General features: G+C 62.6%; 25 protein-coding genes, 1 pseudogene and 1 riboswitch. Of the genes and pseudogenes, 18 read left to right on the top strand and 8 right to left on the bottom strand.

All coding sequences use genetic code 11. From position 1 onward, the window contains the following. Positions 1-59 precede the first annotated feature (59 nt). The 7 genes and pseudogenes from RGV59_RS27910 to purM form a co-directional block, all read right to left on the bottom strand. Entirely contained in the window at positions 60-2180 is a 2121-nt protein-coding gene (locus tag RGV59_RS27910; RefSeq protein WP_102618092.1) for a TonB-dependent receptor, read from the bottom strand. Between the two features lie 11 nt (positions 2181-2191). Next, positions 2192-3403: an MFS transporter gene (locus tag RGV59_RS27905; protein ID WP_102618093.1), complete on the bottom strand. Its 1212-nt coding sequence runs from the start codon at positions 3401-3403 to the stop codon at positions 2192-2194. Continuing rightward, positions 3393-5317, bottom strand: a pseudogene (locus RGV59_RS27900) (IucA/IucC family protein). Before RGV59_RS27900 ends, RGV59_RS27905 begins: the two are co-directional and overlap by 11 nt. A 381-nt stretch (positions 5318-5698) precedes the next feature. Beyond that, entirely contained in the window at positions 5699-5887 is a 189-nt protein-coding gene (locus RGV59_RS27895; RefSeq protein WP_017845315.1) for a hypothetical protein, read from the bottom strand. A 278-nt stretch (positions 5888-6165) separates the two neighbouring features. Next, complete coding sequence (locus tag RGV59_RS27890; RefSeq protein WP_017845316.1) at positions 6166-6879, bottom strand: DUF3108 domain-containing protein; 714 nt, start codon at positions 6877-6879, stop codon at positions 6166-6168. A gap of 8 nt (positions 6880-6887) precedes the next feature. After that, a complete protein-coding gene (purN, locus tag RGV59_RS27885) occupies positions 6888-7538 on the bottom strand; it encodes a phosphoribosylglycinamide formyltransferase (protein WP_017845317.1) in 651 nt (216 codons plus the stop codon). Next, positions 7538-8596 carry a phosphoribosylformylglycinamidine cyclo-ligase gene (gene purM, locus RGV59_RS27880; protein WP_017845318.1) on the bottom strand — a complete coding sequence of 353 codons (1059 nt, stop codon included), beginning with the start codon at positions 8594-8596 and terminating at the stop codon, positions 7538-7540. The genes purN and purM overlap by 1 nt, the downstream gene beginning before the upstream one ends. A 355-nt stretch (positions 8597-8951) precedes the next feature. Here purM and RGV59_RS27875 point away from each other — a divergent pair, with 355 nt between their 5' ends. The 5 genes from RGV59_RS27875 (at position 8952) to RGV59_RS27855 (ending at position 13540) form a co-directional block, all read left to right on the top strand. Next, positions 8952-9992 (top strand): DUF2066 domain-containing protein, encoded by a 1041-nt coding sequence (locus RGV59_RS27875; RefSeq protein ID WP_102618094.1) that lies wholly within the window; start codon positions 8952-8954, stop codon positions 9990-9992. Between the two features lie 43 nt (positions 9993-10035). Continuing rightward, positions 10036-11109 carry an AI-2E family transporter gene (locus RGV59_RS27870; protein ID WP_046488315.1) on the top strand — a complete coding sequence of 358 codons (1074 nt, stop codon included), beginning with the start codon at positions 10036-10038 and terminating at the stop codon, positions 11107-11109. A 203-nt stretch (positions 11110-11312) separates the two neighbouring features. After that, entirely contained in the window at positions 11313-12017 is a 705-nt protein-coding gene (hda, locus tag RGV59_RS27865) for a DnaA regulatory inactivator Hda (protein ID WP_017845321.1), read from the top strand. Positions 12018-12229: 212 nt separating this feature from the next. Then, positions 12230-12859, top strand: a complete 630-nt coding sequence (locus RGV59_RS27860; RefSeq protein ID WP_046382483.1) for a C40 family peptidase — start codon at positions 12230-12232, stop codon at positions 12857-12859. Between the two features lie 144 nt (positions 12860-13003). Continuing rightward, positions 13004-13540, top strand: coding sequence for a C40 family peptidase (locus RGV59_RS27855; protein ID WP_017845323.1), 537 nt, complete (start codon positions 13004-13006; stop codon positions 13538-13540). 133 nt (positions 13541-13673) lie between these two features. On the opposite strand, the gene RGV59_RS27850 is transcribed toward RGV59_RS27855, so the two are convergent. Further along, a complete protein-coding gene (locus RGV59_RS27850) occupies positions 13674-14987 on the bottom strand; it encodes a PQQ-dependent sugar dehydrogenase (protein ID WP_102618095.1) in 1314 nt (437 codons plus the stop codon). Between the two features lie 99 nt (positions 14988-15086). After that, positions 15087-15331: riboswitch (cobalamin riboswitch) on the top strand. Positions 15332-15410: 79 nt separating this feature from the next. Here RGV59_RS27850 and cobO point away from each other — a divergent pair. The 13 genes from cobO (at position 15411) to RGV59_RS27785 (ending at position 26165) form a co-directional block, all read left to right on the top strand. Then, complete coding sequence (gene cobO, locus RGV59_RS27845) at positions 15411-16022, top strand: cob(I)yrinic acid a,c-diamide adenosyltransferase (RefSeq protein ID WP_046382485.1); 612 nt, start codon at positions 15411-15413, stop codon at positions 16020-16022. Further along, a complete protein-coding gene (locus RGV59_RS27840; protein ID WP_102618096.1) occupies positions 16019-17386 on the top strand; it encodes a cobyrinate a,c-diamide synthase in 1368 nt (455 codons plus the stop codon). The genes cobO and RGV59_RS27840 overlap by 4 nt, the downstream gene beginning before the upstream one ends. Then, on the top strand, positions 17383-18033 hold the full coding sequence (gene bluB, locus RGV59_RS27835; protein ID WP_017845327.1) for a 5,6-dimethylbenzimidazole synthase: 651 nt from the start codon (positions 17383-17385) through the stop codon (positions 18031-18033). Before RGV59_RS27840 ends, bluB begins: the two co-directional genes overlap by 4 nt. Next, positions 18030-18938 carry an adenosylcobinamide-phosphate synthase CbiB gene (gene cbiB, locus RGV59_RS27830; RefSeq protein ID WP_046382488.1) on the top strand — a complete coding sequence of 303 codons (909 nt, stop codon included), beginning with the start codon at positions 18030-18032 and terminating at the stop codon, positions 18936-18938. The genes bluB and cbiB overlap by 4 nt, the downstream gene beginning before the upstream one ends. Continuing rightward, a complete protein-coding gene (gene cobD, locus RGV59_RS27825; protein WP_017845329.1) occupies positions 18931-19920 on the top strand; it encodes a threonine-phosphate decarboxylase CobD in 990 nt (329 codons plus the stop codon). Before cbiB ends, cobD begins: the two co-directional genes overlap by 8 nt. Continuing rightward, positions 19917-21368: a cobyric acid synthase gene (locus RGV59_RS27820; protein WP_102618097.1), complete on the top strand. Its 1452-nt coding sequence runs from the start codon at positions 19917-19919 to the stop codon at positions 21366-21368. The genes cobD and RGV59_RS27820 overlap by 4 nt, the downstream gene beginning before the upstream one ends. 91 nt (positions 21369-21459) lie before the next feature. Next, the gene (gene cobU / locus RGV59_RS27815; RefSeq protein ID WP_102618098.1) at positions 21460-21981 is read left to right on the top strand and encodes a bifunctional adenosylcobinamide kinase/adenosylcobinamide-phosphate guanylyltransferase; all 522 of its coding nucleotides are present in this window, start codon (positions 21460-21462) and stop codon (positions 21979-21981) included. After that, on the top strand, positions 21978-23033 hold the full coding sequence (gene cobT / locus RGV59_RS27810; RefSeq protein WP_102618099.1) for a nicotinate-nucleotide--dimethylbenzimidazole phosphoribosyltransferase: 1056 nt from the start codon (positions 21978-21980) through the stop codon (positions 23031-23033). The genes cobU and cobT overlap by 4 nt, the downstream gene beginning before the upstream one ends. After that, on the top strand, positions 23030-23605 hold the full coding sequence (gene cobC, locus RGV59_RS27805) for an alpha-ribazole phosphatase family protein (RefSeq protein WP_102618100.1): 576 nt from the start codon (positions 23030-23032) through the stop codon (positions 23603-23605). The genes cobT and cobC overlap by 4 nt, the downstream gene beginning before the upstream one ends. A gap of 2 nt (positions 23606-23607) precedes the next feature. Further along, the gene (locus tag RGV59_RS27800) at positions 23608-24336 is read left to right on the top strand and encodes an adenosylcobinamide-GDP ribazoletransferase (protein WP_046488297.1); all 729 of its coding nucleotides are present in this window, start codon (positions 23608-23610) and stop codon (positions 24334-24336) included. 42 nt (positions 24337-24378) lie between these two features. Continuing rightward, entirely contained in the window at positions 24379-24783 is a 405-nt protein-coding gene (locus tag RGV59_RS27795) for a MarR family winged helix-turn-helix transcriptional regulator (protein WP_017845335.1), read from the top strand. Positions 24784-24846: 63 nt separating this feature from the next. Beyond that, positions 24847-26046 (top strand): MFS transporter, encoded by a 1200-nt coding sequence (locus tag RGV59_RS27790; RefSeq protein ID WP_162231515.1) that lies wholly within the window; start codon positions 24847-24849, stop codon positions 26044-26046. Beyond that, positions 26043-26165, top strand: coding sequence for a hypothetical protein (locus RGV59_RS27785; protein ID WP_256588351.1), 123 nt, complete (start codon positions 26043-26045; stop codon positions 26163-26165). The genes RGV59_RS27790 and RGV59_RS27785 overlap by 4 nt, the downstream gene beginning before the upstream one ends. Positions 26166-26179: the final 14 nt, after the last annotated feature.

Below are 26179 nucleotides of genomic sequence, written 5' to 3'. Positions count from 1 at the left end.
AAACAACAAACCCCGCTCAAAAGGCGGGGTTTGTTGTTTTGGCCGGCAGTGTCAGGCGGTTACCAATCCACGGCGTAACTCATGCTGAAGGTGCGACCCTCGGCGTTCGGGTAGGGCGCGCGGGCGTTGGCCTGGGCAAACATGTTCTGGTAGTTGCGGTTACTGAGGTTGTAGACCGCACCTTCCAGGCGACCTACCGGCAGCCGGACTGAACCCAGCAGGTCGACCAGCGTGTAACCCTGGATATCGCGGCCGTTGTTGTCTTTGAACGCAGCGTCGTAGTTGGCCAGGCGCATGCCTTGCAAGCGCAGGCTATAGTCGCCGTGGTCATAGCCGACAAAAGCGGTCGTCTTGGCGGGGGAGATACGTGTCGCCGGCAAGTCGATCCATTGGCCGTTCTGGCGGGTTTCGCCTTTGGCATAAGCATAAGTACCGCCCACCGACCATTGGTCGGTGACGTTGTACGTCAGGCTGGTTTCGATACCGCGCACACGCTCTTTCTGGTTCACCAGGCGCAATACACGATCATTGGCATCGTAGAACTGAGTGACATCCGAGGTGTTTTCATACGCGGTGACGTTAGCCAGCCACTTGTCCCAATTACCCCGCCAGCCCAGCTCGTAGCTGTCGACCTTCAGGGCCTGGGCATTGAGTTTTTGAATGTCGTAGGTGCTGTTGACGTCACGCAGGAAGCGCTGGATGTCCGGCAGGGAAAAGCCCTGGCTGAAGTTGAAGAATACATCCTGGTTTTCGCTCAGGTGATACACAGCCCCGAGGTTGTAGAGGGTGTCATCGTATTTGAGCGTGCCGCCTGGCAGTGTCGCGCGCTTACCGGTCTGGACGATTTCGCCGTAAGCGATGCTGTCGGCAATGTCGCTTTCGATCCACTCGCGGCGTACGCCGCCACGCAAGGTCCAATCATCGATGTCGTAGGACAACTGGCCAAAGATGGCTTTGGTGGTGGTCTGGATGTCCGGTCCCATTTCGAATGTGGTACCGGTCTTGGTGTAGGTGAGGCCGTTGACCCGGTATTGGTCGCCACGCTGACGCGAGGTTTCATGATCGTAGTCGGCACCCCAGACCAGGTTGCCGGTCGCCGCGCCGATGTTCGGCATTTGCGTGTCGATGGCCGCTCGCAGGCCGTACACCTCTTGCACGCTGTTGTTGTCGGACACGCCTGCGCGGCCCCGGGACAGGTCGGGGAAGAACAACGCGTCGGCACGCCGCCAATAACTTTCGACCTGCAAGCCCTGGCCGTAGAAATCCTGATCGGCGTAGTTGAGGTTCACTGCCTGGTTGTGGGTGTACGGTTGATCGACCAGGTCCAGGCCTTTTACAGCGACTGCGGTATTGGTGATGCGGGGATTCTTGGTGTAACGGGTGTCTTGCTCGTCCTTGTAGTCTTGCAGCGACAGATTGATTTTCTTGTCGTCATCCAGCTTGTAGCCGAAGCGACCCTGCAGGTCGTAGGTGTCGGTGTCCATGTTGCTGCCCTGGGACGTGTCCTGGGGGATGCGCTTGCCGTTGCCGGCGAACAGGTCGTTGCGTTGCACGGTGTTGGCCGACAGATACCAATCCACTGGGCCGTTGCGGCCCGTGGCGCTTTGGAACGCTTCGTAGGAGAAACCTTTATGGCTGAAGTTGTTCCCGGTGGTCATGCCGATCTTGCTGCTCAACGCCAGGTCTTCACCTTTGTTGCGCTTCGTGATGATGTTGATGATGCCGCCTGACGCGCCCGCCCCGTAGACACTGCTGGCGCCGGAAATGACTTCGATACGCTCGATACTTTCCGGCGCGACGCTGTTGAGCTGGCGGAAGTTGTCGCGCGTGGCGTTCTGGGACACCCCATCGATCAGGATCAGGGTGTTGCGTCCGCGAAGTGTCTGGCCGAAGTTGCTCATGCCGCCGCTGGAGGGGGAGATGCCCGGTACCAGTTGCCCGAGGATGTCTGCGACCCGGCGGCCGGCACCCGCTTGCTGGCGGATCTGATCTTCGCTGATCACCTGCACCGAGCCTGGGATCGCCGCGATGCTGGTTTCACTGCGCGTGGCCGACACTACCGTTGCCTGTAGTTGCAGGTTGGTGGGCGCGGCGTGAGTCCCTTCGATCTCATCGGCCCAGGCAGGCGCGCTAATCGACCCTAGAAGTGGCAGCAGAACTGCCAGTTGTGTTTTTTTCATGACCTTGCCTTTCAGTTATTAGAAGTATTGACAGAAAAACTGGATGTCTCAGGTGTTCGGGTGAACGAACGGATGGTGCGGATGCCCAGGGCGGCCAATGCATATGTGAGTGCAACCAGCCAGAAGCTGTGCGCCAGACCCACGACTCCCATGCCGATGCCGCCCATCAGCACACCACACAGCGCGCCGGCTTTGGCGGCGCTGTTGCCCAGGCCCAGGGCAAAGCCCTGCTGGCTGGGCACAACGGTGTTGGCGATCAACGTGTAGGCGACCGGCAGCAACGCACCCTGCCAAACGCCCCATAACAGCCGGCTGGCGAGGAATCCGAGCCATTCGCTGGCCAGCGCCGTAAATGCCAGCGTCAAGGCGCAGGACCACGTGACCCATTCGACGACGCGCAACGTGTGAGCCGGTTGATGCCGGTCGAACAGGCGCCCCCATAGCGGCGCGGACAGCGCCAGAGTCAGTGCGCTGGCGGCATAGCTGGCGCCGATCAGCCACGCGGGGGCGTGTAACACGTCGGCGACGTACAAGGCATAAAACGGCTGGGGCATCATCTTGGCTGCCTGGATCAAAACGATGATCCCCAGCATTGCACCGAGCCAGCCTTCGGGCAGGGCGCTTGGTTTTGCGTTGTGTGTTGGGCGTGATTGGGGCGTGTCGTTGGGCAAGAACAGGCTGATCACCGCGCACAACACGCACACTGCGGTGGCGCTGTAGCACAGCAGTGCGAAGCCCGAGACATCCATCAACCACCCACCCAACACCGGTCCGGCCAGCGAGCCCACGGCAGTCGCCGATTGCAGTCGAGCCAGAATGTGCCCACGCCCGCCGTCGCCGCAGCAGGCCAGCGCATAGGCTTGCGCCGCTGCGATAAACCCGGCCAGCGCCCCTTGTGCAACCCTGATTGCCACCAGCAGCCAAGGGTCGAAGGTAACGGCGGCCAGGCCCTGGCATACCGCCAACGCCAGCAACGCCCGAATGATCATGGGCTTGTGCCCGGTGCGGTCACCCAGTCGCCCCCACATGGGCGTCAGGATCATTGCCGCCATCATCGGCCCGGCATACACCAGCGAGGACAGCAGGCCGGTGTACTGGGCATTGGCGACGCCGAGCAGCTTCTGGATTTGCAGCGGCCAGAAAGGGCCGCTCATCTCCATGGCGCCCATCGACACCAACTGAATCACCACCAGCAGCCGCAGTGCGCTGTTGTTAGCCGGCATTGGCGGCGGCGCTCAGTGGGTTAGGCAAACGCCCGACGATATCGGCATGGCTCTCCAGCAGACGCATGCGCATAAACGACTTGGCGGGCCAGTCCTGCTCCAGTAAGGCTTCGCGTTCGGTCTTCCAGCGTTGGGGGTCGACCTCGCTGCGCAAGTCGTCGAAGCACTGGCTGACCTGCGTCGACAGTTCATTCCAGAGCCGCGCTTGGGGGATGTCGAAGTGGCGTGCGCTGAGCAGCACCAGTTCGCCCAAGTGGCACATGAATACGGTGTGCAGCAGCTTGTCGCGCACGAAGCCGGCGTCGTCGTACAGGGTCATTTTAGGGTCGTGCAATTCGATATCCAGGCCATGGGCGTGCAAGGTCTTGCGGTCGATCCGGATGTCACCGAAATCACGTAGTAGCAGGCGGCTCAGGCGCCCGTCCGCGGCCATGACCATGAAGGAGTTCTGCTGATGAGCCTCGAAGGCCACGCCATAACGCAGATACATGCCCAGCAGTGCCGGTACGGCAATCGAGGCGTAGTCCCGAAAGAAGGCGAGCAGGGCGTCCTCGTCGTCCTTGCCCTGGCTCAGTCGTACCCATTGGCGCAGCAGTGGCTGCCCGTGCTGGTCGACGGCGAACAGGCTGCCGACTGGCACGGCCATTTCGCCCGGCTGGAGCAGGCTCTGGGGGCGTCGCGGTACAGTACGGCCAAGTGGCGGGAGTGTTCATCATTGGCCGGTTGCGGCTTGAAATGCACGCCGATCCGCTCGGGGATGATGCTGAGGATCTGCTGGATCGCCGGCTCACGTTCCAGGATCGCCAGCAGTAGATGGCTGATCCGCGGGCCCATGCGCGCAGAACGCGGTGAAACAGTCCGCTGCACACTGGTCAGGCGCAATGAAACCGGAAGCTTCACCATCGGTGCGTCACATCGGCCTTCAGGTAGCACGGTCCTGAACGACATGGTCGGGTGGGCGGTAAACGCCACGATATCGGTCAGTACCAACAACCGGTCGCCAATTTCGTTGGCAAACAATTGCGGTAATTCTTGGCGCGCCTGCCAAGGGTGAGCCGGCAACGGCAGATAATCGCCGGCTTCAAGGCCCTGCGCGGTCAGTTGCGCGGTCAGTTGCCGAGCGGCTTGGGGGAAATGATGTTGCCACCATTGCCAGTAATCGGCGGTGCCAGCCAGCATTTCGACATGGGCGAACTGGCGATGCAACGCGCACAGGAAAACCGGAAAGCGGGCTTCGAATTCAGGCGAGAAATCGATGACCTGGTCGGTATTCAAACCCAGTTTGGTCTTGTAGTTGGGGTGCCAGGGATGGCCCAGCGTGCCCCATTGTTCAAGCGTGGAAGTCGGGTTGGTCACGCTGGGGTCATGCTTGAGGTGGCTCAACAGGTTGCTCTGGTGCGACGGGTCCATTGCCGCATGGAGCCTGAGTGTCCATTGCTCATGGAAGGCAAGGCACAGCGTATCGTTGACAAAGCTGTCGTCGATTTCTGTGTTGAGGCGGCCCAAGACTTCCGGATCGGCAGGTGATTCGAGGCGGCGGTTGAGCAGCGTCAATAACTGCGACGGGAATTGAATATTCAGGTCAGGATGATCATCGCGCAGCAGCGTCACTCGGCCACGCAGGTCCCAGCTGGCCATGCGACCGGGGAGCAGGTGATCGAAACGCAGGCGGCTCTGGTCAGGCAGCACCAGCCAGCATTGACCTCGCTCGTCGTAGGTGCGGGTGCTGGGGTCCAGCAGGCCTTCACGAAACAGTGCTTGGATCAGGCGTTGGAAGCTACGCTCGGCAGCGGGTGCCAGGGTGTTGATCAGAGCGTCGAGAGTGATGTGGTTAGTTTGAAATGGCGGGGTAGCGAGTGCTTCGCCCCAGCGTTCAAGCAACGATTGTTCCGGGGTGCGACTTTGCCCGTGCATCTAGTGGAATTCCCTATACGTGGACCGGAATGAAAAGCGGCTGAATGGTATAGAGAATCATTACTAATTGTCTATTTGTTGTTACTTTTTTCTGAAAGGCTTATTCAGGAGGGGCGGGAGAAGGGGCTCGCGTGCGATTCGGCCTGGCCAAAGAGCGCTGTCAAAGAGTGGGGAGGTGTCTGGATCAGGCTACTTCAGCGGATTACCGCTGGCGTGCAGGCGGTGGGCCGACGCGGCGTGAACTGTATATTTTTCAATACACGCGTCGAGGTTCAGAAGAAAACGGTCGCGGTTGAAAGCGACAAACCCCGCTCGTTGGCGGGGTTTGTCGTGTGTAGATAGCCTCGTTGCGTGGGCTGGCGTCTACTTGATTTCAGCGTTTCAGGAGCTTTGTGCCTGGCGTTTCATCTCAAGGGTTTCGAGCTCGTTTTTATAGTTATGAGCGTCGCTCTCGTTATGAAACATGCCGACCAGCAGGTCTTGTTGGTGTACGTCCCAGATGTGAATCCCATGGCCCAAGGCTTCGTGGGACATATGTTCATCGTCGCGTTCAGTCACTTTTACAGTCATTTGCTTGCTCCAGTCTCTGGTGGATCTGCGGCAAGTCGTCGCAGGCTTTTGTTATATGTTTTGTTAGCTTGCTAGGTAAACCGATCGTTTATGCAACAGTCCTTTGCATAACATGTAACAGTCGCGCAGGCCCCGTAAACCGCGACATTGCGTCGCAGGCGTCGGAGTTTTATGACAAAAGCTTCATGTTCTCGTCGGGCTCAGGCGTCGACTCCCCAACATCCAGACGAAAAAAAGCCCCGCGTGGTGCGAGGCTCTTCTTCGACTCATCCGCGCAATCAGCTACCTTTGACAGACTTACCGTCAACCGTACCGTCTTGCAGCATGATGTTGTATTCCTTGCCGTCGGTTTCCACCTGACGCAGGGCAACCAGGATGCCGCCCCAGTCCTTGGCAAACCACATCTGGGTGATGCGCTTGCTTTGGGTCGGGTCACGCACGCGCTCGACCTTGATCGCGTCGATGGAGCCGGCTTTGGTCTGGACCTTTTCCGGGCCGATCACGCGAAAGTCGTAAGTGTCGACGTCGGTGCCTTCAACCACGTTGTAGCTCATGCTCTTCTTGCCGGCCGCGACATCGCGCTGCAGCGCCAACTGGTAGGTCGACTTGTCGAGCATGCCGCTTTGCAGGGCAACGTTGACCGGGTCTTTGTTTTCAAAGCCGGTGACTTTCTTGGCGGTCTGGTCGAAGTCCAGGTTGACCCTTTTCGCCTTGCCCAGGCCGCCGCGTTCGAAGGTGTAGCTCTTCGGCTGCAGGGCGTCCTTGTCGAATTGGATCACGCTGGTTTCGGTGAGGCTGGCAATCATCATGGAAGCCTTGAAGTTCAAGGTCCAGGTGCCATCGCCATTGTGGGTCAGGCTACGCTCGGCCGAACCGCTCATGGGCAACTGTTTCCAGTCGGCGGTGTAGCTGGCGGAGAAAGGATGTAAATCTGCTGCTTGCACCGCAGGCAAGGCGAACAGCGCAAAAGCGAAGAGCAAGGCGCGACGCATAAAATCTCCTAGGTTCGAATCAAGTGGCCGCTGGCCGCGAGTAACTGACCGTCCAATAATGCACCCTGTTTACCAAGAATCAACCGCCCCTCGGCAAACCAGCGAACAGCCAGCGGGTAAATCCTGTGTTCCTGTGTATGAACCCGTTGCGCAAGCGTCTGCGCCGAGTCGTCAGACTCTACCGGAACCACTGCCTGTACGACCAGAGGCCCGCCGTCGAGTTCCTCGGTGACAAAATGCACGCTGCAGCCATGCTCGCTGTCGCCCGCGTCGAGGGCGCGCTGATGGGTGTGCATGCCTTTGTACTTGGGCAGCAGGGAAGGGTGGATATTCAACAGCCGCCCAGCGTAGTGCCGCACGAAATCAGCGCTGAGGATGCGCATGAAGCCGGCCAGTACCACGAGTTTGGGGTTGAAGGCGTCGATCAGTTCGACCAGGGCGCTGTCGAAGGCCTCGCGACCTTCGAAAGCCTTGTGATCCAGGGTGCGCGTGGCAATGCCTGCCTCCCTGGCGCGTTGCAGGCCATAGGCGTCGCTGCGGTTGGAGATCACCGCAGCGATGCGCGCCGGGCTGTCGCCGGTGCGCGTGCTGTCGATCAGGGCCTGCAAGTTACTGCCGGTGCCGGAGAGCAGCACCACGACATCACAGGTTGCAGACATCAGTGCGCCTTAAGGTTCTTCAGTTCAACCTGAGCCGCGCCTTCGGCGGCAGCGGCGATCTGGCCGATGACCCAAGGCTGTTCGCCGGCTTCGCGCAGCACGTTCAACGCGCTTTCCACGTGCTCTTGCGCCACGCAGATCACCATGCCCACGCCGCAGTTCAGCACGCGGTGCATTTCGGTTTCGTTGACGTTGCCTTTCTCTTGCAGCCAGTCGAATACCGCAGGACGCTGCCAGCTGGCCACGTCGACAATCGCCTGGGCGCCTTTGGGCAGGACGCGCGGGATGTTGTCCAGCAGGCCGCCGCCGGTGATGTGGGCCATGGCTTTGACCGCGCCGGTGTCCTTGATCAGCTTGAGCAGTGGCTTGACGTAGATGCGTGTCGGCGCCATCAGCAGGTCGGTCAGGGGCTTGCCGTCGAGCTGGATGTTTTCGATGTCGGCACCGGACACTTCGATGATCTTGCGGATCAGCGAGTAGCCGTTGGAGTGCGGGCCGGACGACGGCAGGGCGAGCAGGGCGTCGCCGGCAGCCACTTTGGAGCCGTCGATGATCTCGGCTTTTTCGACCACGCCGACGCAGAAGCCGGCCAGGTCGTAGTCTTCGCCTTCGTACATGCCTGGCATTTCAGCGGTTTCGCCGCCGACCAGGGAGCAACCCGACAATTCGCAGCCGGCGCCGATGCCGGTGACCACTTGGGTCGCGGTTTCGACGTTGAGCTTGCCGGTGGCGTAGTAGTCCAGGAAGAACAGCGGCTCGGCGCCGCACACCACCAGGTCGTTGACGCACATGGCGACCAGGTCGATGCCGATGCTGTCGTGTTTGTTCAGGTTCAGGGCCAGGCGCAGTTTGGTGCCCACGCCGTCGGTGCCGGAAACCAGCACGGGCTGTTTGTAGCCGGCCGGGATTTCACAGAGGGCGCCAAAACCGCCCAGGCCACCCATGACTTCGGGGCGCGCAGTGCGCTTGGCGACGCTCTTGATGCGTTCGACCAATGCTTCACCGGCGTCGATGTCTACACCGGCGTCCTTGTAGCTCAGGGAGGGTTGCTTGCTCATGATCCAGGCCTTTAGGGGGGATTCAGGGGTAACGACCGATTGGGCAAGGGCTCTTGTGAAAAGGCCCAGCCATTGACGGTCTGCGAAGGCGCGCGATTTTATCAGGCTTGAGGGTCAGCGGCCATCCTCGGGCCGACGGGCAGAGCCACATAGATAAAAAAGCCGGTTAAAAAAATGCTAATCGGGTCTGCCCAGCTCCGTATTAAGGTATAGCCTTGAACCCGCTATCGTTATGACAGTAGGAAAACTTACCGAGACCCCGTGAATGTTTTACCGATCGCTGTGGTCACAGCCTTGGCAAACCGAGATCACGCGGTCTGTTCCAGCCGCTAATTTTGTCGTTCGGGAATCTTCCATGCGTCTGTGTAATGTGTTTTTTGTAGGCTGCTTGTCGTTGGTCAGCCTGGCGAGTCATGCCGAAACCCTCAATGGTCTTTATCAAGTACTGGAGCCGGTCAGCAGCCAGTCACCGCAAGAACGCGACCAGGCGACCCAGCGCGCCGTACAGACTCTGGTGATCCGCCTCACTGGCGACGCCAAGGCCGCCGAAGGCCCCGGCCTGGCGGCGGTGCGCAAGGACCCGCAACAAATCATCACGCAATACGGCTACGACGCCGGCCCGCCGGAAAGCCTGCAAGTGGATTTCGACCCCGTCAGCACCGATCGCGCCTTGCGTGAGGCCGGCTTGTCGATCTGGGGCAGCAATCGGCCGTCGATCCTGGGTTGGTGGCTGAATGACTCCACCGACGGCAGCAACCTGGTCGGGGATGGCCAGACCGTCGCGCAGGCGCTGCGCCGTGCGGCGCAACATCGCGGCTTGCCGCTGCGCCTGCCGTTGGGGGATTTGGATGAACAGGTGGTCGCCACCGCGCCCAACCTCGAAAGCGCGGACGCCACGCCGTTGCGTGCAGCCTCGGAACGCTACGGCGCCGATGCGATGCTCGCAGTGCATGCGCGCCAGGAGGGCAGCCAATGGCAGGCCAAATGGCGCCTGTGGTTGGGCGACAAGAGCGAGCAGGGCACCGCGCAAGGCGCCGACACCGCCGCCGTGGCCGATGCCGTGATGCTGGCGGTCAGCCAGAAACTGGCGCCGCGCTTTGTGGTCAAGCCGGGCGCGAGCACCGAGCAATTGCTCGAAGTGCAGGGCATGACCCTGGAGCGCTACGCCGCGTTGGGCCACTTGCTCGAGCCGTTTGGCGGCCAGCCGCAGCGCGTGGATGGCAATCGTATTGTGTATCGCGTCAATGGCAGCGCCGATCAGTTGCGTACTCAACTGAGCCTGGCCAGGTTGCAGGAGATTCCTGCGGGTGAAGCACTGGCTGCGCAACCGCCAGTGGACGGCACGCAGCCGGTCGTCGCCCCTGAGCCGCAGGCGCAACTGCGTTTTCGCTGGTAAATGTTCTGCTTTATATAGCAGCCGATAAAAGATGGAGTGGTGTATGGCGGATACGCGTCGTTGGGTGTGGCTTGGCGGGATCGTCCTGCTGTGCGTTTTTGTGTTCTTGCTGCATTCGATCCTGACGCCGTTCCTGGTCGCGCTGTTGCTCGCCTATCTGTTCGATCCCGTGGTGGATCGCCTGGAGAAAGCCGGCCTGTCGCGGACTTTGGGTGTGGTCACGGTGTTTGCGCTGTTTACGCTGATCATCACGGCGTTGGTGCTGGTGCTGGTACCGATGCTGGCCAAGCAGCTGTTCCGTCTGTATGAACTGGCGCCGCAGATGCTCGACTGGCTGCAGCACACGGCGATGCCGTGGGCCCAGGCCAAGCTGGGGCTGGCGGATGGCTTCTGGAAGTTCGACAAGGTCAAGGCTGCGATCAGCGAGCATATGGGCCAGACCACCGACATCGTCGGCGTGGTTCTCAGCCAGGCCACGGCATCCAGCCTGGCGCTGATCGGCTGGTTGACCAATCTGGTGTTGATCCCGGTGGTGGCGTTCTACCTGTTGCGGGACTGGGACATCATGATGGCCAAGATTCGCAGCCTGCTGCCGCGTGACCGTGAAGCGCGCATCGTGTCCCTGGCCGGGGAGTGTCATGAGGTCTTGGGGGCGTTCGTGCGCGGCCAACTGCTGGTGATGCTGGCCCTGGGGATTATCTATGCCGCCGGCTTGATGGCGATCGGCCTGGAGCTGGGCCTGTTGATCGGCTTGATTGCCGGTCTGGCCGCAATCGTGCCGTACATGGGCTTTGTGATCGGTATCGGTGCGGCGCTGGTGGCCGGGCTGTTCCAGTTTGGCGGTGACCTGTACCCGATGCTCGGGATTGTCGCGGTGTTCATGGTCGGCCAGGCCCTCGAAGGCATGGTGCTGACCCCGTTGCTGGTGGGTGATCGCATCGGCCTGCACCCGGTCGCAGTGATCTTTGCGATCCTGGCTGGCGGTGAGTTGTTCGGCTTTACCGGCATCCTGCTCGCGCTGCCGGTGGCGGCGGTGATCATGGTGCTGGTGCGTCATGTCCACGATCTGTACAAGGATTCGGATATGTACGGGGGCGTTGAAGACCCCGATTTGTAATCGCGGTGTCACAAACCCGGCCCAGGCCGGGTTTGTTGTTTCTGGCGCTGTGGCGTCAAACAATTTGCGTAAATCCAACAAGTTAACGCAAACCTTTGATTTTGCTTATGGTCTGCTGCATTGTGCGCCCGGCGTCACGGGTATAAACTTTGCAAACTTTTCACAGAGGCCACTAACGGTTCGATCGGAGCCGTTCAGTCAGCATGAAACCGATTCAGCTGCCCTTAGGTGTGCGTCTGCGTGACGACGCCACCTTTATCAATTACTACCCAGGCGCCAACGCCGCAGCACTCGGCTATGTCGAGCGGCTCTGCGAAGCCGACGCCGGGTGGACTGAAAGCCTGATCTACCTGTGGGGCAAGCAAGGCGTGGGGCGCACCCACCTGTTGCAGGCCGCGTGCCTGCGCTTCGAGCAGATGGGCGAACCGGCGGTTTACCTGCCGTTGGCGGAGTTGATGGACCGCGGGATCGGGATTTTCGACAACCTCGAACAATACGAACTGGTGTGCCTGGACGATCTGCAGGCCGTCGCCGGCAAGGCGGATTGGGAAGAGGCGCTGTTTCATCTGTTCAACCGCCTGCGCGACAGCGGGCGCCGCCTGTTGATCGCGGCTTCGACCTCGCCCCGTGAGTTGCCGGTCAAGCTGGCCGACCTCAAGTCGCGCCTGACCCTGGCGCTGATCTTCCAGATGCGCCCGCTGTCCGACGAGGACAAATTGCGTGCCCTGCAATTGCGTGCATCCCGTCGCGGCCTGCACCTCACCGACGAGGTCGGGCACTTTATCCTCACCCGCGGCACCCGCAGCATGAGCGCATTGTTCGATTTGCTCGAGCAGCTCGATCAGGCCTCTTTGCAGGCCCAGCGCAAGCTGACGATTCCCTTCCTCAAGGAAACCCTCGGCTGGTAGCCGGCCCTTGTATTTCGGGGCTTCGGCAAATTTCAGGCGCCAGGAAACCTGCGTTTTGGCCGGCTTGACCACGCAAAACACGCGCAAAGGGTATTAAGGGCTTAGATGTCATAACGCAAACAGTAAGTCACATGGATCACGATTGAATTTGCAAATCGATGTGATAGAAGGCATAGTCTCGACTTCTTTACACATCAGCCACGGTCGTGCCCATGCTAAATCGCTTCGCACCCCTCGTGCCTCTCGCACTTGTCGCTCTGTTGTTTGGTTGCGCCTCCCACCCTCAACAAGTGGCCGAGCAGCACAATCAACAGTATAAAAATCAGGCAAAATTCGTTGCTGCGCAGTCTTCCACTGTTTATGAGGAAGAGCTGGCAACCGAAAAAGAACTGGCCGCCTTCGCTGGCAACAAGCCTTATCAGCTTCCCGTTCTGGCCGACAGCATCCTCGAACGCGGTATGTCCCTGATCGGTACCCGTTACCGTTTCGGCGGTACCTCTGAAGCCGGTTTTGATTGCAGCGGTTTTATCGGTTACCTGTTTCGCGAAGAAGCTGGCATGAACCTGCCACGCTCCACCCGCGAAATGATCAACGTGAATGCACCGTTGGTCGCGCGTAACAACCTCAAGCCTGGGGATCTGCTTTTCTTCAGTACCAGTGGCCGCGGTCGCGTCAGTCACGCCGGTATCTACCTGGGCGATAACCAGTTTATCCACTCCAGCAGCCGCCGCAGCGGTGGTGTTCGAGTCGACAGCCTGGGCGACAGCTACTGGAGCAAAACCTTCATCGAAGCCAAGCGCGCACTCGCCATGGCCCCGACGACGATTACCGCTAGCAAGTAAAGTTAAAGTGATACTTGAAGTTTGACGTGTAAGCGCTAGAATCTCTGGACATTGTTGTAATCCGTTCGCGCAAGCCATGCTTGCGCGTTCTGGTTTTCAGCGTTCGGCAGCGAAAGCCGCATCCAGACCAGGATTGTTCTGCACATGTCGACCTCGGCCCGCCTGATTCTCATTGTTTGCGCCGCGCTGCTCAGCGCCTGCGCAAGCCGCCCGCAGCCTGCGCCCGTAGCGGCCAAGCCTAAACCAGTGTTCAACTATTCCAGCCAGAGTTCGCCGGTCGCTGAAGACGTGCTGTTCCGCGCGCTGGGCCTGGTCGGTACGCCTTATCGTTGGGGCGGCAATACGCCGGACTCCGGTTTCGATTGCAGCGGGTTGATCGGGTTTGTCTACCGTGATGCTGCGGGCATCTCCCTGCCGCGCACCACGCGCGAACTGATCGTGATGCGCGCCCAGGACGTCAGCGCACAGAACCTGCAAACCGGTGACCTGCTGTTCTTCGCCACGGGTGGCGGCTCGCAGGTCAGCCATGCCGGGATCTATGTCGGCGAAGGGCGCTTTGTGCATGCGCCGCAGACGGGCGGTACGGTGAAGCTGGACACCTTGTCCAAAGCCTACTGGCAGAACGCCTACCTGAGCGCCAAGCGCGTGTTGCCGGCTGAGCACTTGGCCCGCAACCCCTAAGCCAAACCAGGATCCAAATGTGGGAGGGAGCTTGCTCCCGATGAGGGCGTGTCAGTCCATGCATTCAGTGACTGACCCACCGCTATCGTGGGCAAGTCGAATCGTCGCACCGCCCCTCCCACATTTGTAATAGTTACTTAGCCGCAGAAACCCGCCACACCTTATTCCCCACATCGTCCGCCACCAGCAAATCACCCTGCTTGTCGATGACCACGCCAACCGGTCGTCCCATGGCTTGTTCTTCGCTGTTGAGGAACCCGGTCAGCACGTCCACTGGCGGCCCCTTCGGCTTGCCGCCCTCGAACGGTACGAAGATCACCTTGTAGCCGCTGTGCGGCTTGCGGTTCCACGAGCCGTGCTGGCCGATAAACGCACCGTTGATAAAGGGCGCCGGGAGTTTGCTGCCCTCGGCGAAGGTCAGGCCCAGCGAGGCGGTATGTGGGCCTACGGCGTAGTCCGGCGCAATGGCTTTGGCCACCAGGTCCGGGTTCTGCGGTGTGACGCGTACATCCACGTGCTGCCCGTAATAGCTGAAGGGCCAGCCATAAAAGGCGCCATCCTGGACCGAGGTGATGTAGTCCGGCACCAGGTCGCTGCCGATCTCGTCGCGCTCGTTCACTGCCGTCCACAGCTTGCCGCTCTGCGGTTCCCAGGCCATGCCGTTCGGGTTGCGCAGGCCGGAGGCGAAGAGACGGTGCTGGCCGCTGGCGCGGTCGACTTCCCAGATCGCCGCGCGGCCTTGTTCCGCTTCCAGGCCGTTCTCGGCGACGTTGCTGTTGGAACCGACGCTCACATACAACTTGCTGCCGTCCTTGCTGGCCACCACGTTTTTCGTCCAGTGATGGTTGATGCTGCCCGCTGGCAGGTCGATGACCTTGCTGCCGGCGGCCTTGATCGCGGTTTCGCCGGTCTGATAGGGAAAGCGCAACAGCTTGTCCGAATCGGCCACGTACAGGTCATTGCCGACCAGCGTCATGCCGAAGGGCGAGTTGAGGTTTTCCAGGAACACGGTGCGGGTCTCCGCGACCCCGTCATGGTCAGCATCGCGCAGCAGGGTGATGCGGTTCGGGCTCGGCACGCCGGCGCCGGCGCGGCCCATGACTTTCTGCATCACCCAACCCCGCAGGCCTTTGGCGTCGTCCGGCTTGGGCGGCGCGTTGGTTTCCGCCACCAGCACATCGCCATTGGGCAGTACATACAGCCAGCGCGGGTGGTCCAGGCCTTCGGCGAACGCCGCCACCTGGGTGCCGGCGGCGGCCGTGGGCTGGGTGCCCGCCGGCCAGCCGATGGCCGGGGCGATGTTCACGGTGGGGATCAGGGTCTTGTTCGGCTCCGGCAATTGCGGCGAGGGCCCGGTGCCGTCGGATACCTTCAGGGTCGAGCTTTCGCCGCAGGCGGCGAGGGTGCCCGCGAGCATGATCAGTAAGGCGAGTCTTGTTTTATGCATGGTTTTCTCCTGGATGCCTGTAAGGGTAGAGGCGCCCGATGCGGCGATGGTTCAAGTGCAAGGCCAGCTTTAATTGACGCTCCACCCCCAACCCACTAACCTTCGCCGCTTGTTCCAGGTGCTCTGTGACCCACGGGTCGACTGAGTGAAACAGGGAAGCCGGTGAGTGAGCGCACTTGTACACAGTGCTGCCGCGATTCCGGCGCTGCCCCCGCAACGGTAAATGAGTCAAGACGGTGCTGTTTGCCACTGTATCGCCCGCGATATGGGAAGGCGCGCCGTCGGCGTGCGCTCTAGCGCGCCACTCATGAGCCCGGAGACCGGCCTGGATCATCCAACAGCATCACGGTGGGCGATGCTTGGCTGTCTGTTGTTGTTTTTTCCTGCCCGCCGTTTTTTGTCCAGCCCCAACGGAGAGCTGCCATGACCGATTCCCCCGAGCGCGACGAACGCCATCTGGCGCGCATGCTGCGCAAAAAAGCCGTGATCGATGAACGCATCGCCAATTCCCCGAACGAATGCGGCTTGCTGCTGGTGCTGACCGGCAACGGCAAAGGCAAGAGTAGCTCGGCGTTTGGCATGCTGGCCCGCGCCATGGGCCACGGCATGCAGTGTGGCGTGGTGCAGTTCATCAAGGGGCGCAACAGCACCGGCGAAGAACTGTTCTTCCGCCGTTTCCCCGAGCAAGTGCGTTTCCATGTAATGGGCGAGGGCTTTACCTGGGAAACCCAGGACCGCCAGCGCGACATCGCGGCCGCCGAGGCCGCCTGGGCGGTGTCCCGCCAATTGCTGCAAGACCCGAGCATCGGCCTGGTGGTGCTGGATGAGCTGAACATCGCGCTCAAGCACGGCTACCTCGACCTCGATCAGGTCCTCAGCGACCTTCAGGCCCGCCCGCCGATGCAGCACGTGGTAGTCACCGGCCGTGGCGCCAAGCCTGAACTGATCGAAATGGGCGACACCGTCACCGACATGGGCATGCTCAAGCATGCGTTCCAGGCCGGTATCAAGGCACAGAAAGGCGTCGAACTTTGAATCAGCCCCGCCATTGCCCGGCTGTCTTGATCGCCGCACCGGCGTCCGGCCAGGGCAAAACCACGGTCACCGCCGCGCTGGCGCGCTTGCACCGCAACCTGGGGCGCAAGGTGCGTGTGTTCAAATGCGGCCCGGACTTCCTCGACCCGATGATCCACGAGCGCGCCAGCGGTGCGCCGGTGTATCAATTGGACATGTGGATGGTGGGCGAGCAGGAAAGTCGCCGCCTACTGTGGGAAGCAGCGGGGGAGGCGGACCTGATCCTGATCGAAGGCGTGATGGGGCTGTTCGACGGCACACCTTCCAGCGCCGACCTGGCGCGGCACTTCGGTGTGCCGGTGCTCGGTGTGATCGATGGCACGGCCATGGCGCAGACCTTCGGCGCCCTGGCCCTCGGCCTGGCACGCTATCAGCCGGACTTGCCGTTCGCCGGCGTGCTGGCCAACCGCGTCGGCACCCTGCGCCATGCGCAATTGCTCGAAGGCAGCCTCACCGAAGGCCTGCGCTGGTATGGCGCGCTGTCCCGCGAGACTGCTATCGAATTGCCCAGCCGCCACCTGGGCCTGGTGCAAGCCAGCGAACTGAATGACCTCGACCTGCGCCTGGACGCCGCCGCCCAAGCGTTGGGCAGCAGTTGCGAGGTTGCGTTGCCGCCGCCGGTCACCTTTGCCGCACCGCCGGTAACCCGCACCGAACCGTTGCTGGCTGGCGTGCGGATCGCGGTCGCGCGTGACGAAGCCTTCGCCTTCACTTACGGTGCCAGCCTCGATCTGCTGCGGGCGATGGGCGCCGAGTTGAGCTTCTTCTCGCCGATCCATGATCGCCAATTGCCAGAAGTCGACAGTCTCTATCTGCCCGGTGGTTACCCGGAATTGCATCACCAGGCACTGTCGGAAAACACCGCGATGCTGGAGGCGATCCGTGCCCATCACGCTGCCGGTAAACCGCTGCTCGCCGAGTGTGGCGGCATGCTCTATCTGCTGGATTCGCTCACGGATGTCGACGGCCTCCGCGCCGGACTGGTCGGCCTGTTGCAGGGCGCTGCGGTGATGCAAAAGAAGCTCGCGGCGCTGGCTCTGCAAAGCGTCGAATTGCCCGAAGGCGTGTTGCGTGGGCACACCTATCACCACTCGCTGACCAGCACCGACTGGGTGCCCATTGCCCGTGGCGTGAGCCCCAATGGTGGGCGCGGGGCCGAGGCGGTGTATCGACAGGGGCGGCTGACCGCTTCCTACGTTCACTTTTACTTCCCCTCCAACCCCTGGGCCGTGGCCGCGCTGTTTGCGCCCGAGCGAGTCGCACCGCACGCTGCGCCACAGCACGAATCCACGGTGGGAGCGGGCTTGCCCGCGATAGGCTCATGACCGACAACGCTTTCCCCCAGGCCGAGCGCGACGCCGTCTACCGTGCCATCGCCGAACGCCGCGACATGCGTCACTTCAGCGGCGGTGACGTGGCTCCCGAACTGCTGCAGCGCTTGCTCCAGGCCGCACACCAGGCGCCGAGCGTTGGCTTGATGCAGCCGTGGCGTTTTATCCGCATCAGCGACCGCCTATTGCGTGGGCGGATTCAACAGTTGGTGGAGGAAGAACGCATACGCACCGCCGAGGCCTTGGGCGAGCGTTCCGATACGTTCATGAAGCTCAAGGTCGAAGGCATCCACGACTGCGCCGAAGTGCTGGTGGCGGCGCTGATGGATGAGCGCGAGCGACATATCTTCGGCCGGCGTACCTTGCCGGAAATGGACATGGCCTCGCTGTCCTGCGCGATCCAGAATCTGTGGCTGGCCGCGCGGGTCGAAGGCCTGGGCATGGGCTGGGTGTCGCTGTTCGAACCGCAGGCCCTGGCCGACCTGCTGGGCTTGCCGCCCGGCGCGAAACCCTTGGCGGTGTTGTGCCTGGGGCCGGTCGAAGCGTTCTATCCGGCACCGATGTTGCAGCTCGAAGGCTGGGCCGAACCGCGCCCGCTGAGTGACATGTTGTATGAAAATACCTGGGGAGTGCGTCAATGAGTGTGGCCTTGCTGTGTGTCGCTGCGGTGGCGCTGGATGCGCTGCTGGGCGAGCCCAGGCGCTGGCATCCGCTGGTGGCGTTCGGCAACTTCGCCGCGCGCATCGAGCAGCGTTTCAACAGCGGTGGCCGTGGCTGGCGCAGCCACGGCGTGACCGCCTGGTTTATTGCGGTGGTGCCGTTGACGCTTTTGGCCACCGCGTTGTCGTGGGCGCCTTACATCGGCTGGGTGCTGGAGATCCTCGCGTTGTACTGTGCCCTCGGCATGCGCAGTCTCGGCGAGCACGTGATCCCGGTGGCCCAGGCCCTGCGCCGCGATGACCTGGACGAAGCCCGGCGGCGCGTGAGTTACCTGGTGAGTCGCCAGACCAGTGAACTGGATCGCACTGAAGTCGCTCGCGCCGCCACCGAATCGGTGCTGGAAAACGGCAGCGACGCGGTGTTTGCCGCACTGTTCTGGTTTGTCGTCGCGGGTGTGCCGGGCGTGGTGCTGTACCGCTTGAGCAACACCCTCGACGCCATGTGGGGCTATCGCAACGAACGCTTCGAGCGTTTCGGATGGGCGGCGGCCAGGATCGACGATGTACTGAACTATATTCCGGCACGCCTGGTGGCGTTGACCTACGCCGTACTCGGTAAAACCAGGCTGGCCATCAAATGCTGGCGCCGTCAGGGCCCGACCTGGGACAGCCCCAACGCCGGTCCGGTGATGGCGGCGGGGGCAGGTGCCTTGGGCGTCGAGTTGGGCGGTGCCGCGATCTATCACGGTGAGCTGCACCAGCGTCCGCCACTGGGCGAAGGCCCGGCGGCGGATGCGGACGCCATCGACCGCGGCTGGCAACTGGTGCAGCGCGGCGTATGGTTGTGGCTGCTGATCCTATGCGTCGGGGGGCAATTGTATGCTTGAGCACGGTGGCCGGCTGCGTAAGGCGGCGATTGAATATGGGATTGCCGAGGCCGAATGGCTCGACCTGTCCAGCGGCCTGGCGCCCTGGCCGTGGCCGGTCCCCGAGATTCCGTTGCGCGCCTGGGCGCGTCTGCCGGAAACCGACGACGGTCTGGAGCAAGCCGCCAGCGAATACTACGGCACCGCGCATTTATTGCCGGTGCCGGGTTCCCAGGCGGCGATCCAACTGCTGCCGCGCTTGCGCCGGGGCGGCAAGGTCGGCGTGCTGTCACCTTGCTATGCCGAGCACGCCGAGGCCTGGCGTCGCGCCGGCTACGTGGTGCGCGAAGTGCAGGAGCAGGAGGTCGACTTCTTTCTCGACAGCCTGGACGTGCTGGTGGTGGTCAACCCGAATAACCCCACGGGCCTGAGCCTGACCCCGCAACGGCTGCTCGACTGGCATGCGCGGCTGGCCCAGCGCGGCGGTTGGCTGGTGGTGGACGAAGCGTTCATGGACGTCACGCCGCACCTGAGCCTGGCCGGCCAGGCCCATCAGGTCGGCCTGATCGTGCTGCGTTCGTTTGGCAAGTTCTTCGGCCTGGCCGGTGTGCGCCTGGGGTTTGTGCTGGCGGAGCGCAAGTTGCTCAAACTGTTGGCCGAACAGGTCGGGCCGTGGGCGGTCAGCGGGCCGACGCGGGTGATCGGTCAAGCGTGTCTGCGCGATACCGCCGGGCACACCCGGCAACGCAACCGTTGCCTGGAAGCCGGCCAGCGCTTGTTCGATTTGCTCGAGCGCCAAGGCTTCCAACCCCAGGGCGGCTGCGCCCTGTTTCAATGGCTGATCACCCCTCACGCCGAACGCATGCACAACTTCATGGCCCAGCGCGGCATTCTGCTGCGCCTGTTTGTCCACGACAGCAGCCTGCGTTTCGGCCTGCCCGACACCGACGCCGATTGGCAGCGCCTGGAACAGGCCCTGATCGCCTACAAGGACGCGGTATGAGTACGCTGATGGTGCAAGGCACGACGTCCGATGCCGGTAAAAGCACCCTGGTCACCGCCTTGTGCCGCTGGCTGGTGCGCCAGGGCGTGGCGGTGGTGCCGTTCAAGCCGCAGAACATGGCGCTCAACAGCGCGGTGACGGCCGAAGGCGGCGAAATCGGCCGCGCCCAGGCGGTGCAGGCGCAGGCCGCCAACCTGGCGCCGCACACCGACATGAACCCGGTGCTGCTCAAACCCAACAGCGACACCGGTGCCCAAGTGATCATCCATGGCCGCGCCGTGACCAGCATGAACGCAGTGGCCTATCACGACTACAAAGCCATCGCGATGCAGGCGGTGCTGGCGTCCCACACGCGTTTGAGCGACGCCTACCCGGTGGTGATGGTCGAAGGCGCAGGCTCCCCGGCGGAGATCAACCTGCGCGCCAATGACATCGCCAACATGGGCTTCGCCGAGGCCGTGGATTGCCCGGTGCTGCTGATCGCCGACATCAATCGCGGCGGCGTGTTCGCGCATCTGGTGGGCACCCTTGAATTGCTTTCGCCGACCGAACAGGCGCGGGTCAAAGGCTTCATCATCAACCGTTTTCGCGGCGATATCGCCTTGTTGCAGCCGGGCCTGGATTGGCTGGAAGCACGCACCGGCAAACCGGTGGTCGGCGTATTGCCCTACGTGATGGACCTGCACCTGGAGGCCGAAGACGGCATCGACCAGCGTCAGATCGACAAGGCGGCCGAGGTGCTCAAGGTGGTCGTGCCGGTGTTGCCGCGCATCAGCAACCACACCGACTTTGACCCGCTGCGCCTGCATCCCCAGGTGGACTTGCAGTTCGTCGGCCCGGGCCAGCCGATTCCCGCCGCCGACCTGATTATTCTGCCGGGCTCGAAAAGCGTGCGCAGTGACCTCGCGTACCTGCGCGCCAATGGCTGGGACACCGCGGTGGCGCGGCACTTGCGCTACGGCGGCAAGGTGCTGGGGATTTGCGGCGGGTTGCAGATGCTCGGCGAGCAGGTGCATGACCCGCTCGGGCTCGAGGGGCCGGCCGGCTCCAGTGACGGTCTGGGGCTGCTGGCGTTCAGTACGACGCTGGCGCAAGAGAAGCAGTTGCGCAATGTGCGTGGGCGCCTGTTGCTGGAGGACGCCGAGGTCAGTGGGTATGAGATCCATGCGGGCGTGACGTCCGGCGCGGCTCTGGAACGTCCTGCTGTGCATCTGGACGATGGCCGACATGACGGCGCCCAGAGCGCCGACGGGCAAATCCTCGGGACTTATCTGCACGGTGTGTTCGAAACCCCGGCCGCGTGCAGCGCCTTGTTGCGCTGGTCCGGTGTGCAGGCGGTGCAGGCGGTCGATTACCACGCCCTGCGCGAGCGCGACATCGAACGGTTGGCCGACCTGGTGGAACAGCATCTGGATACTGCGCTGTTGCGCAGGTTGTGTGGGATTTGAGGGCTTGCCTGAGACACCGAGGTGCCTGCATCGCTGGCACGCCAGCTCCCACCGTTGACCGAGCCCGGCTCGAATACCGAGGTGCCATCCCATGCTCCAACTGATTCTCGGCGGCGCCCGTTCCGGCAAGAGCCGCCTGGCGGAAAAGCTCGCCAGCGACAGCGCGTTGCCCGTCATTTATATCGCCACCAGCCAACCGCTGGACGGTGAGATGAACCAGCGTGTCGCCCTGCATCGCCAGCGCCGCCCGGATCACTGGGGCCTGATCGAAGAACCGATCGAACTGGCACGGGTGCTGTGCGAAAACGCCGCGCCCGAGCGCTGCCTGCTGGTGGATTGCCTCACGCTCTGGCTGACCAATCTGCTGCTGCTCGATAACCCCGAGCGCCTGGCTTTTGAGCGTGACCAATTGCTCGAAAGCCTGGCCTCATTGCCAGGTGAAATCCTGTTTGTCAGCAACGAGACCGGTTTGGGTGTCGTGCCGCTGGGCGAATTGACTCGCCGCTATGTGGATGAAGCCGGTTGGCTGCATCAAGCCTTGGCCGAACGGTGTCAGCGCGTTGTCCTGACCGTTGCCGGCCTGCCCCTGACTTTGAAAGGTACTGCGTTATGACGGAAACCTGGTGGCTCAACCCGTGCAAGGCCAGCGACGCTTCGGCGTATCAACACGCCTTGGCGCGCCAACAGCAATTGACCAAGCCGGCCGGCTCCCTCGGTCGCCTGGAAGCGTTGGCGGTGCAGTTGGCCGGCCTGCAAGGCCAGGTCAAACCGGCGATGGAGCAGGTGTGGATCGCCATCTTTGCCGGCGACCACGGCGTGGTGGCCGAAGGTGTGTCGGCGTATCCCCAGGCAGTCACCGGGCAGATGCTGCATAACTTTGTCGCCGGCGGTGCGGCCATCAGCGTATTGGCGCAGCAACTGGCGGCGCAGTTGGAAGTGATCGACCTCGGCACGGTGACGCCGTCGCTGAACCTGCCCGGCGTGCGTCACCTGAATATCGCAGCGGGCACCGCCAACTTCGTCAACGGCCCGGCGATGACCGAGGCGCAAGGGCGGCTGGCGCTGCAGGCCGGTCGCGACAGCGCGCGCCGTGCGTTGGCGAGCGGCGCGCAGCTGTTTATCGGCGGCGAGATGGGGATCGGCAACACCACCGCCGCCAGCGCGTTGGCGTGTGCCTTGCTTGATTGCCCGGTGAGTGATTTGACCGGGCCGGGTACCGGCTTGGATGCCCAAGGTGTCAGCCACAAAGTCGCTGTCATCGAACGCGCACTGGCGGTGCATGCCGCACAACGCGGTGATGCGCTGCACACCCTGTTCAACCTCGGCGGGTTGGAGATCGCGGCGTTGGTCGGTGCCTATCTGGCCTGCGCCCAGGACGGCATCGTGGTGCTGGTGGACGGCTTTATCTGCAGCGTCGCGGCGTTGGTCGCCACGCGGCTGAACCCGGCGTGCCGGGAGTGGCTGGTGTTCGGCCATCGCGGCGCCGAGCCTGGCCATCGCCACGTGCTGCACTGCCTCGACGCGCAACCGTTGCTCGAACTCGGCCTGCGGCTCGGCGAAGGCAGCGGCGCGGCGTTGGCGGTGCCGCTGCTGCGCCTGGCCTGCGCGCTGCACGGGCAGATGGCGACATTCGCCGAAGCCGCCGTGGCGGACCGCCCGGCATGACCTTGCACCTGGACCTGTTGCGCCACGGCGAAACCGAGTTGGGCGGTGGCCTGCGCGGCAGCCTCGACGATGCGCTCACCGCAAACGGCTGGGCGCAGATGCGCGCTGCGGTGGCCGGACAGGGCCCATGGGACCGATTGATCAGTTCGCCGCTGCAGCGGTGTGCGCGGTTCGCGCAAGAACTGGGCGCAACACTCAACGTGCCGGTGAGCCTGGAAAAGGCCCTGCAGGAACTGCACTTCGGCGCCTGGGAAGGGCAGAGCGCGGCGGCGTTGATGGAGACCGACGCCGACGGGCTGGGCGCGTTCTGGGCCGACCCCTATAGCTTCACGCCACCTGACGGCGAACGTGTCAGCGACTTTTCCGATCGGGTTCTCGGCGCGGTCTCACGCTTGCATCAGGCTTATGCCGGACAGCGTGTGTTGTTGATCAGCCACGGTGGCGTGATGCGTCTGCTGCTGGCCCGGGCGCGCGGTTTGCCCCGAGCGCAGCTGCTGAATGTCGAAGTCGCCCATGGCGCACTGTTCGGCCTGCAGGTTGCGGCCGACGGCGCGTTGAAGGAAGGGCGCTGAACATGCTGCCGTTCTGGATCGCCCTGCAGTTCCTGAGCAGCCTGCCGATTCGTCTGCCGGGCATGCCGCAACCGCAGGAACTGGGGCGCTCACTGCTGTTTTATCCGCTGGTGGGCCTGTTGTTCGGCCTGCTGTTGTGGGGCCTGAACCTCGCGCTGGCGGGCGCGCCGTTGTTGCTGCACGCCGCGTTGTTACTGACGGCCTGGGTGTTGCTCAGCGGCGGCTTGCACCTGGACGGGCTGGCGGACAGCGCCGACGCCTGGCTCGGTGGGTTTGGCGATCGCGAACGCACCCTGACCATCATGAAGGACCCGCGCAGCGGGCCGATCGCCGTGGTCACCCTCGGCCTGGTATTGCTGCTCAAGTTCACCGCCCTGGTGGCGCTGATCGAGCAGCACAACGGCGCGGCACTGATCCTCGCGCCACTGATCGGGCGTGCGTCGATGCTCGCGCTGTTTCTCACCACGCGCTATGTGCGTGCCGGAGGATTGGGCCAGGCATTGTCGGACCACTTACCAAGGATTGTCGGCCAGCAGGTGCTGATCCTCAGCGGCCTGGCCTGCCTGCTGATCGGTGGTTTCAGCGGTGGGATCGCGGTGCTGCTCGCGACGCTGTGTTTTATCGGCTTGCGTCAGCTGATGGTCAGGCGTCTCGGCGGCACCACCGGGGACACCGCTGGCGCCCTGCTGGAGCTGCTGGAAGTGGCGGTTGTGGTCGGATTGGCGCTGTAACACTTGCTTGCATTTCCTTAATCGCGGGTATATACACGTTCCATGCTTGCCTCCCAATGTTTATGCACCAACCTGCGACGTGCCGCCCGTGGCGTCAGCAGGCATTACGACGGCGCTCTCGACGGCTTCGGGATCAACGTTGCCCAGTATTCTCTGCTGTGCAATTTGCAGCGTCTCGATCAACCGAGCATTTCCAGCCTGGCCGACGCCATGGGCCTGGATCGCAGTACCTTGGGGCGCAACCTGCGCGTGCTGGAAGGCGAAGGCCTGGTGCGGTTGGTCGAAGGCGACGATCTGCGCAACCGCCTGGTGCTGTTGACCGAAGCCGGTGCAGAACGACTGGCCGCAGCGTTGCCAGCGTGGGAAGCGGCGCAGCAGAAATTGATTGATCGGCTGGGCGCGGAAAAACGCGAAACCCTGTTGGCCTTGCTGGATGAACTTGCCTGAGCGAGGGTTTGTCCGACTACAAGCGGGTATATACCCGTAAATGGAGAATAAGAAATGACTTCGATGTGGCGCACCAGTGGCTGGATTCTTGTGGGAAGTGCGCTGATCCTGGCGTTGTCGCTGGGTGTGCGGCATGGCTTCGGTCTGTTCCTGGCACCGATGAGCGCCGAGTTCGGCTGGGGCCGTGAGACGTTTGCCTTCGCTATCGCCCTGCAGAACCTGATCTGGGGCCTGGCGCAGCCGTTCACCGGCGCCCTGGCCGACCGTTTTGGGGCGAGCAAGGCCGTGCTGGTTGGCGGGGTGTTGTACGCCGTCGGCCTGGTATTGATGGGCATGTCCGACTCGGCCTGGTCACTGTCGTTGAGCGCCGGTTTGTTGATTGGTATCGGCCTGTCCGGCACTTCATTCTCGGTGATCCTGGGCGTGGTCGGCCGTGCGGTACCGCCGGAAAAACGCAGCATCGCCATGGGCATTGCCAGCGCCGCCGGTTCTTTCGGCCAGTTCGCCATGGTGCCGGGCACCCTGGGTTTGATCAGTTGGTTGGGCTGGTCGGCGGCGCTGCTGGCGTTGGGCTTGATGGTGGCGCTGATTCTGCCGCTGGTGAGCATGCTCAAGGATCGGCCGCTGCCTGTGATGGCTGGCCAGCAAACCTTGCGTGAAGCACTGAAGGAAGCCTGTTCTCACTCCGGGTTCTGGTTGCTGGCGTTCGGTTTTTTCGTCTGCGGTTTCCAAGTGGTGTTTATCGGCGTGCATCTGCCGGCCTACCTGGTCGATCAGCATTTGCCGGCGACTACCGGCACCACCGTATTGGCCTTGATTGGCCTGTTTAATATCGCCGGCACCTACACCGCCGGCTGGCTTGGCGGGCGCATGTCCAAGCCGCGCCTGCTGACCGCTTTGTATCTGTTGCGCGCGGTGGTGATCGTGCTGTTCCTGTGGGCGCCGGTGACTGAAGTCACGGCCTACCTGTTCGGTATGGCGATGGGCTTCCTGTGGCTGTCCACCGTGCCGCTGACCAACGGCACGGTCGCCACGCTGTTTGGTGTGCGAAACCTCTCGATGCTCGGTGGGATCGTGTTCCTGTTCCACCAGCTCGGTTCGTTCCTCGGTGGCTGGTTGGGCGGGGTGGTCTATGATCGAACCGGCAACTACGATTTGATCTGGCAAGTGGCGATTCTCTTGAGCCTGCTCGCCGCCGCCCTGAACTGGCCGGTGCGCGAGCGGCCGGTGGCGCGGTTGCAGACGCAGATGGAGGCGGCATGAGTTCCAATGGGTATTGGTTCGTTGGGGCAGCGGTGGCAACGCTGCTGCTGCTTCTGGCGTGGTGGGGCTGGCAGCGCGGTGGGCTGGCGTTGATGCAACTGGGTATGTCGATCTGTTAAGTTCGTGGTCTGAC

Origin of the sequence: Pseudomonas sp. FG1 (genome assembly GCF_034313875.1) — a bacterium.
GTDB lineage: Bacteria > Pseudomonadota > Gammaproteobacteria > Pseudomonadales > Pseudomonadaceae > Aquipseudomonas > Aquipseudomonas veronii.
Note: the sequence above shows the minus strand (reverse complement) of the source record. Positions and strands in the feature narration are given on the sequence as shown.

What these genes read in the sequence shown, in the direction of transcription:
- cobU (WP_102618098.1), top strand. Translation starts at nt 21,460, where the DNA reads ATGCTCCAACTGATTCTCGGCGGCGCCCGTTCCGGCAAGAGCCGCCTG.
- purM (WP_017845318.1), bottom strand. Translation starts at nt 8,596, where the DNA reads ATGAGCAAGCAACCCTCCCTGAGCTACAAGGACGCCGGTGTAGACATC.
- hda (WP_017845321.1), top strand. Translation starts at nt 11,313, where the DNA reads ATGAAACCGATTCAGCTGCCCTTAGGTGTGCGTCTGCGTGACGACGCC.
- RGV59_RS27855 (WP_017845323.1), top strand. Translation starts at nt 13,004, where the DNA reads ATGTCGACCTCGGCCCGCCTGATTCTCATTGTTTGCGCCGCGCTGCTC.
- cobD (WP_017845329.1), top strand. Translation starts at nt 18,931, where the DNA reads ATGCTTGAGCACGGTGGCCGGCTGCGTAAGGCGGCGATTGAATATGGG.
- RGV59_RS27850 (WP_102618095.1), bottom strand. Translation starts at nt 14,987, where the DNA reads ATGCATAAAACAAGACTCGCCTTACTGATCATGCTCGCGGGCACCCTC.
- RGV59_RS27790 (WP_162231515.1), top strand. Translation starts at nt 24,847, where the DNA reads ATGTGGCGCACCAGTGGCTGGATTCTTGTGGGAAGTGCGCTGATCCTG.
- RGV59_RS27800 (WP_046488297.1), top strand. Translation starts at nt 23,608, where the DNA reads ATGCTGCCGTTCTGGATCGCCCTGCAGTTCCTGAGCAGCCTGCCGATT.
- RGV59_RS27895 (WP_017845315.1), bottom strand. Translation starts at nt 5,887, where the DNA reads ATGACTGTAAAAGTGACTGAACGCGACGATGAACATATGTCCCACGAA.
- cobO (WP_046382485.1), top strand. Translation starts at nt 15,411, where the DNA reads ATGACCGATTCCCCCGAGCGCGACGAACGCCATCTGGCGCGCATGCTG.
- RGV59_RS27905 (WP_102618093.1), bottom strand. Translation starts at nt 3,403, where the DNA reads ATGCCGGCTAACAACAGCGCACTGCGGCTGCTGGTGGTGATTCAGTTG.
- RGV59_RS27860 (WP_046382483.1), top strand. Translation starts at nt 12,230, where the DNA reads ATGCTAAATCGCTTCGCACCCCTCGTGCCTCTCGCACTTGTCGCTCTG.
- purN (WP_017845317.1), bottom strand. Translation starts at nt 7,538, where the DNA reads ATGTCTGCAACCTGTGATGTCGTGGTGCTGCTCTCCGGCACCGGCAGT.
- RGV59_RS27875 (WP_102618094.1), top strand. Translation starts at nt 8,952, where the DNA reads ATGCGTCTGTGTAATGTGTTTTTTGTAGGCTGCTTGTCGTTGGTCAGC.
- RGV59_RS27890 (WP_017845316.1), bottom strand. Translation starts at nt 6,879, where the DNA reads ATGCGTCGCGCCTTGCTCTTCGCTTTTGCGCTGTTCGCCTTGCCTGCG.
- RGV59_RS27910 (WP_102618092.1), bottom strand. Translation starts at nt 2,180, where the DNA reads ATGAAAAAAACACAACTGGCAGTTCTGCTGCCACTTCTAGGGTCGATT.
- RGV59_RS27820 (WP_102618097.1), top strand. Translation starts at nt 19,917, where the DNA reads ATGAGTACGCTGATGGTGCAAGGCACGACGTCCGATGCCGGTAAAAGC.
- bluB (WP_017845327.1), top strand. Translation starts at nt 17,383, where the DNA reads ATGACCGACAACGCTTTCCCCCAGGCCGAGCGCGACGCCGTCTACCGT.
- RGV59_RS27870 (WP_046488315.1), top strand. Translation starts at nt 10,036, where the DNA reads ATGGCGGATACGCGTCGTTGGGTGTGGCTTGGCGGGATCGTCCTGCTG.
- RGV59_RS27795 (WP_017845335.1), top strand. Translation starts at nt 24,379, where the DNA reads ATGCTTGCCTCCCAATGTTTATGCACCAACCTGCGACGTGCCGCCCGT.
- cbiB (WP_046382488.1), top strand. Translation starts at nt 18,030, where the DNA reads ATGAGTGTGGCCTTGCTGTGTGTCGCTGCGGTGGCGCTGGATGCGCTG.
- cobC (WP_102618100.1), top strand. Translation starts at nt 23,030, where the DNA reads ATGACCTTGCACCTGGACCTGTTGCGCCACGGCGAAACCGAGTTGGGC.
- cobT (WP_102618099.1), top strand. Translation starts at nt 21,978, where the DNA reads ATGACGGAAACCTGGTGGCTCAACCCGTGCAAGGCCAGCGACGCTTCG.
- RGV59_RS27785 (WP_256588351.1), top strand. Translation starts at nt 26,043, where the DNA reads ATGAGTTCCAATGGGTATTGGTTCGTTGGGGCAGCGGTGGCAACGCTG.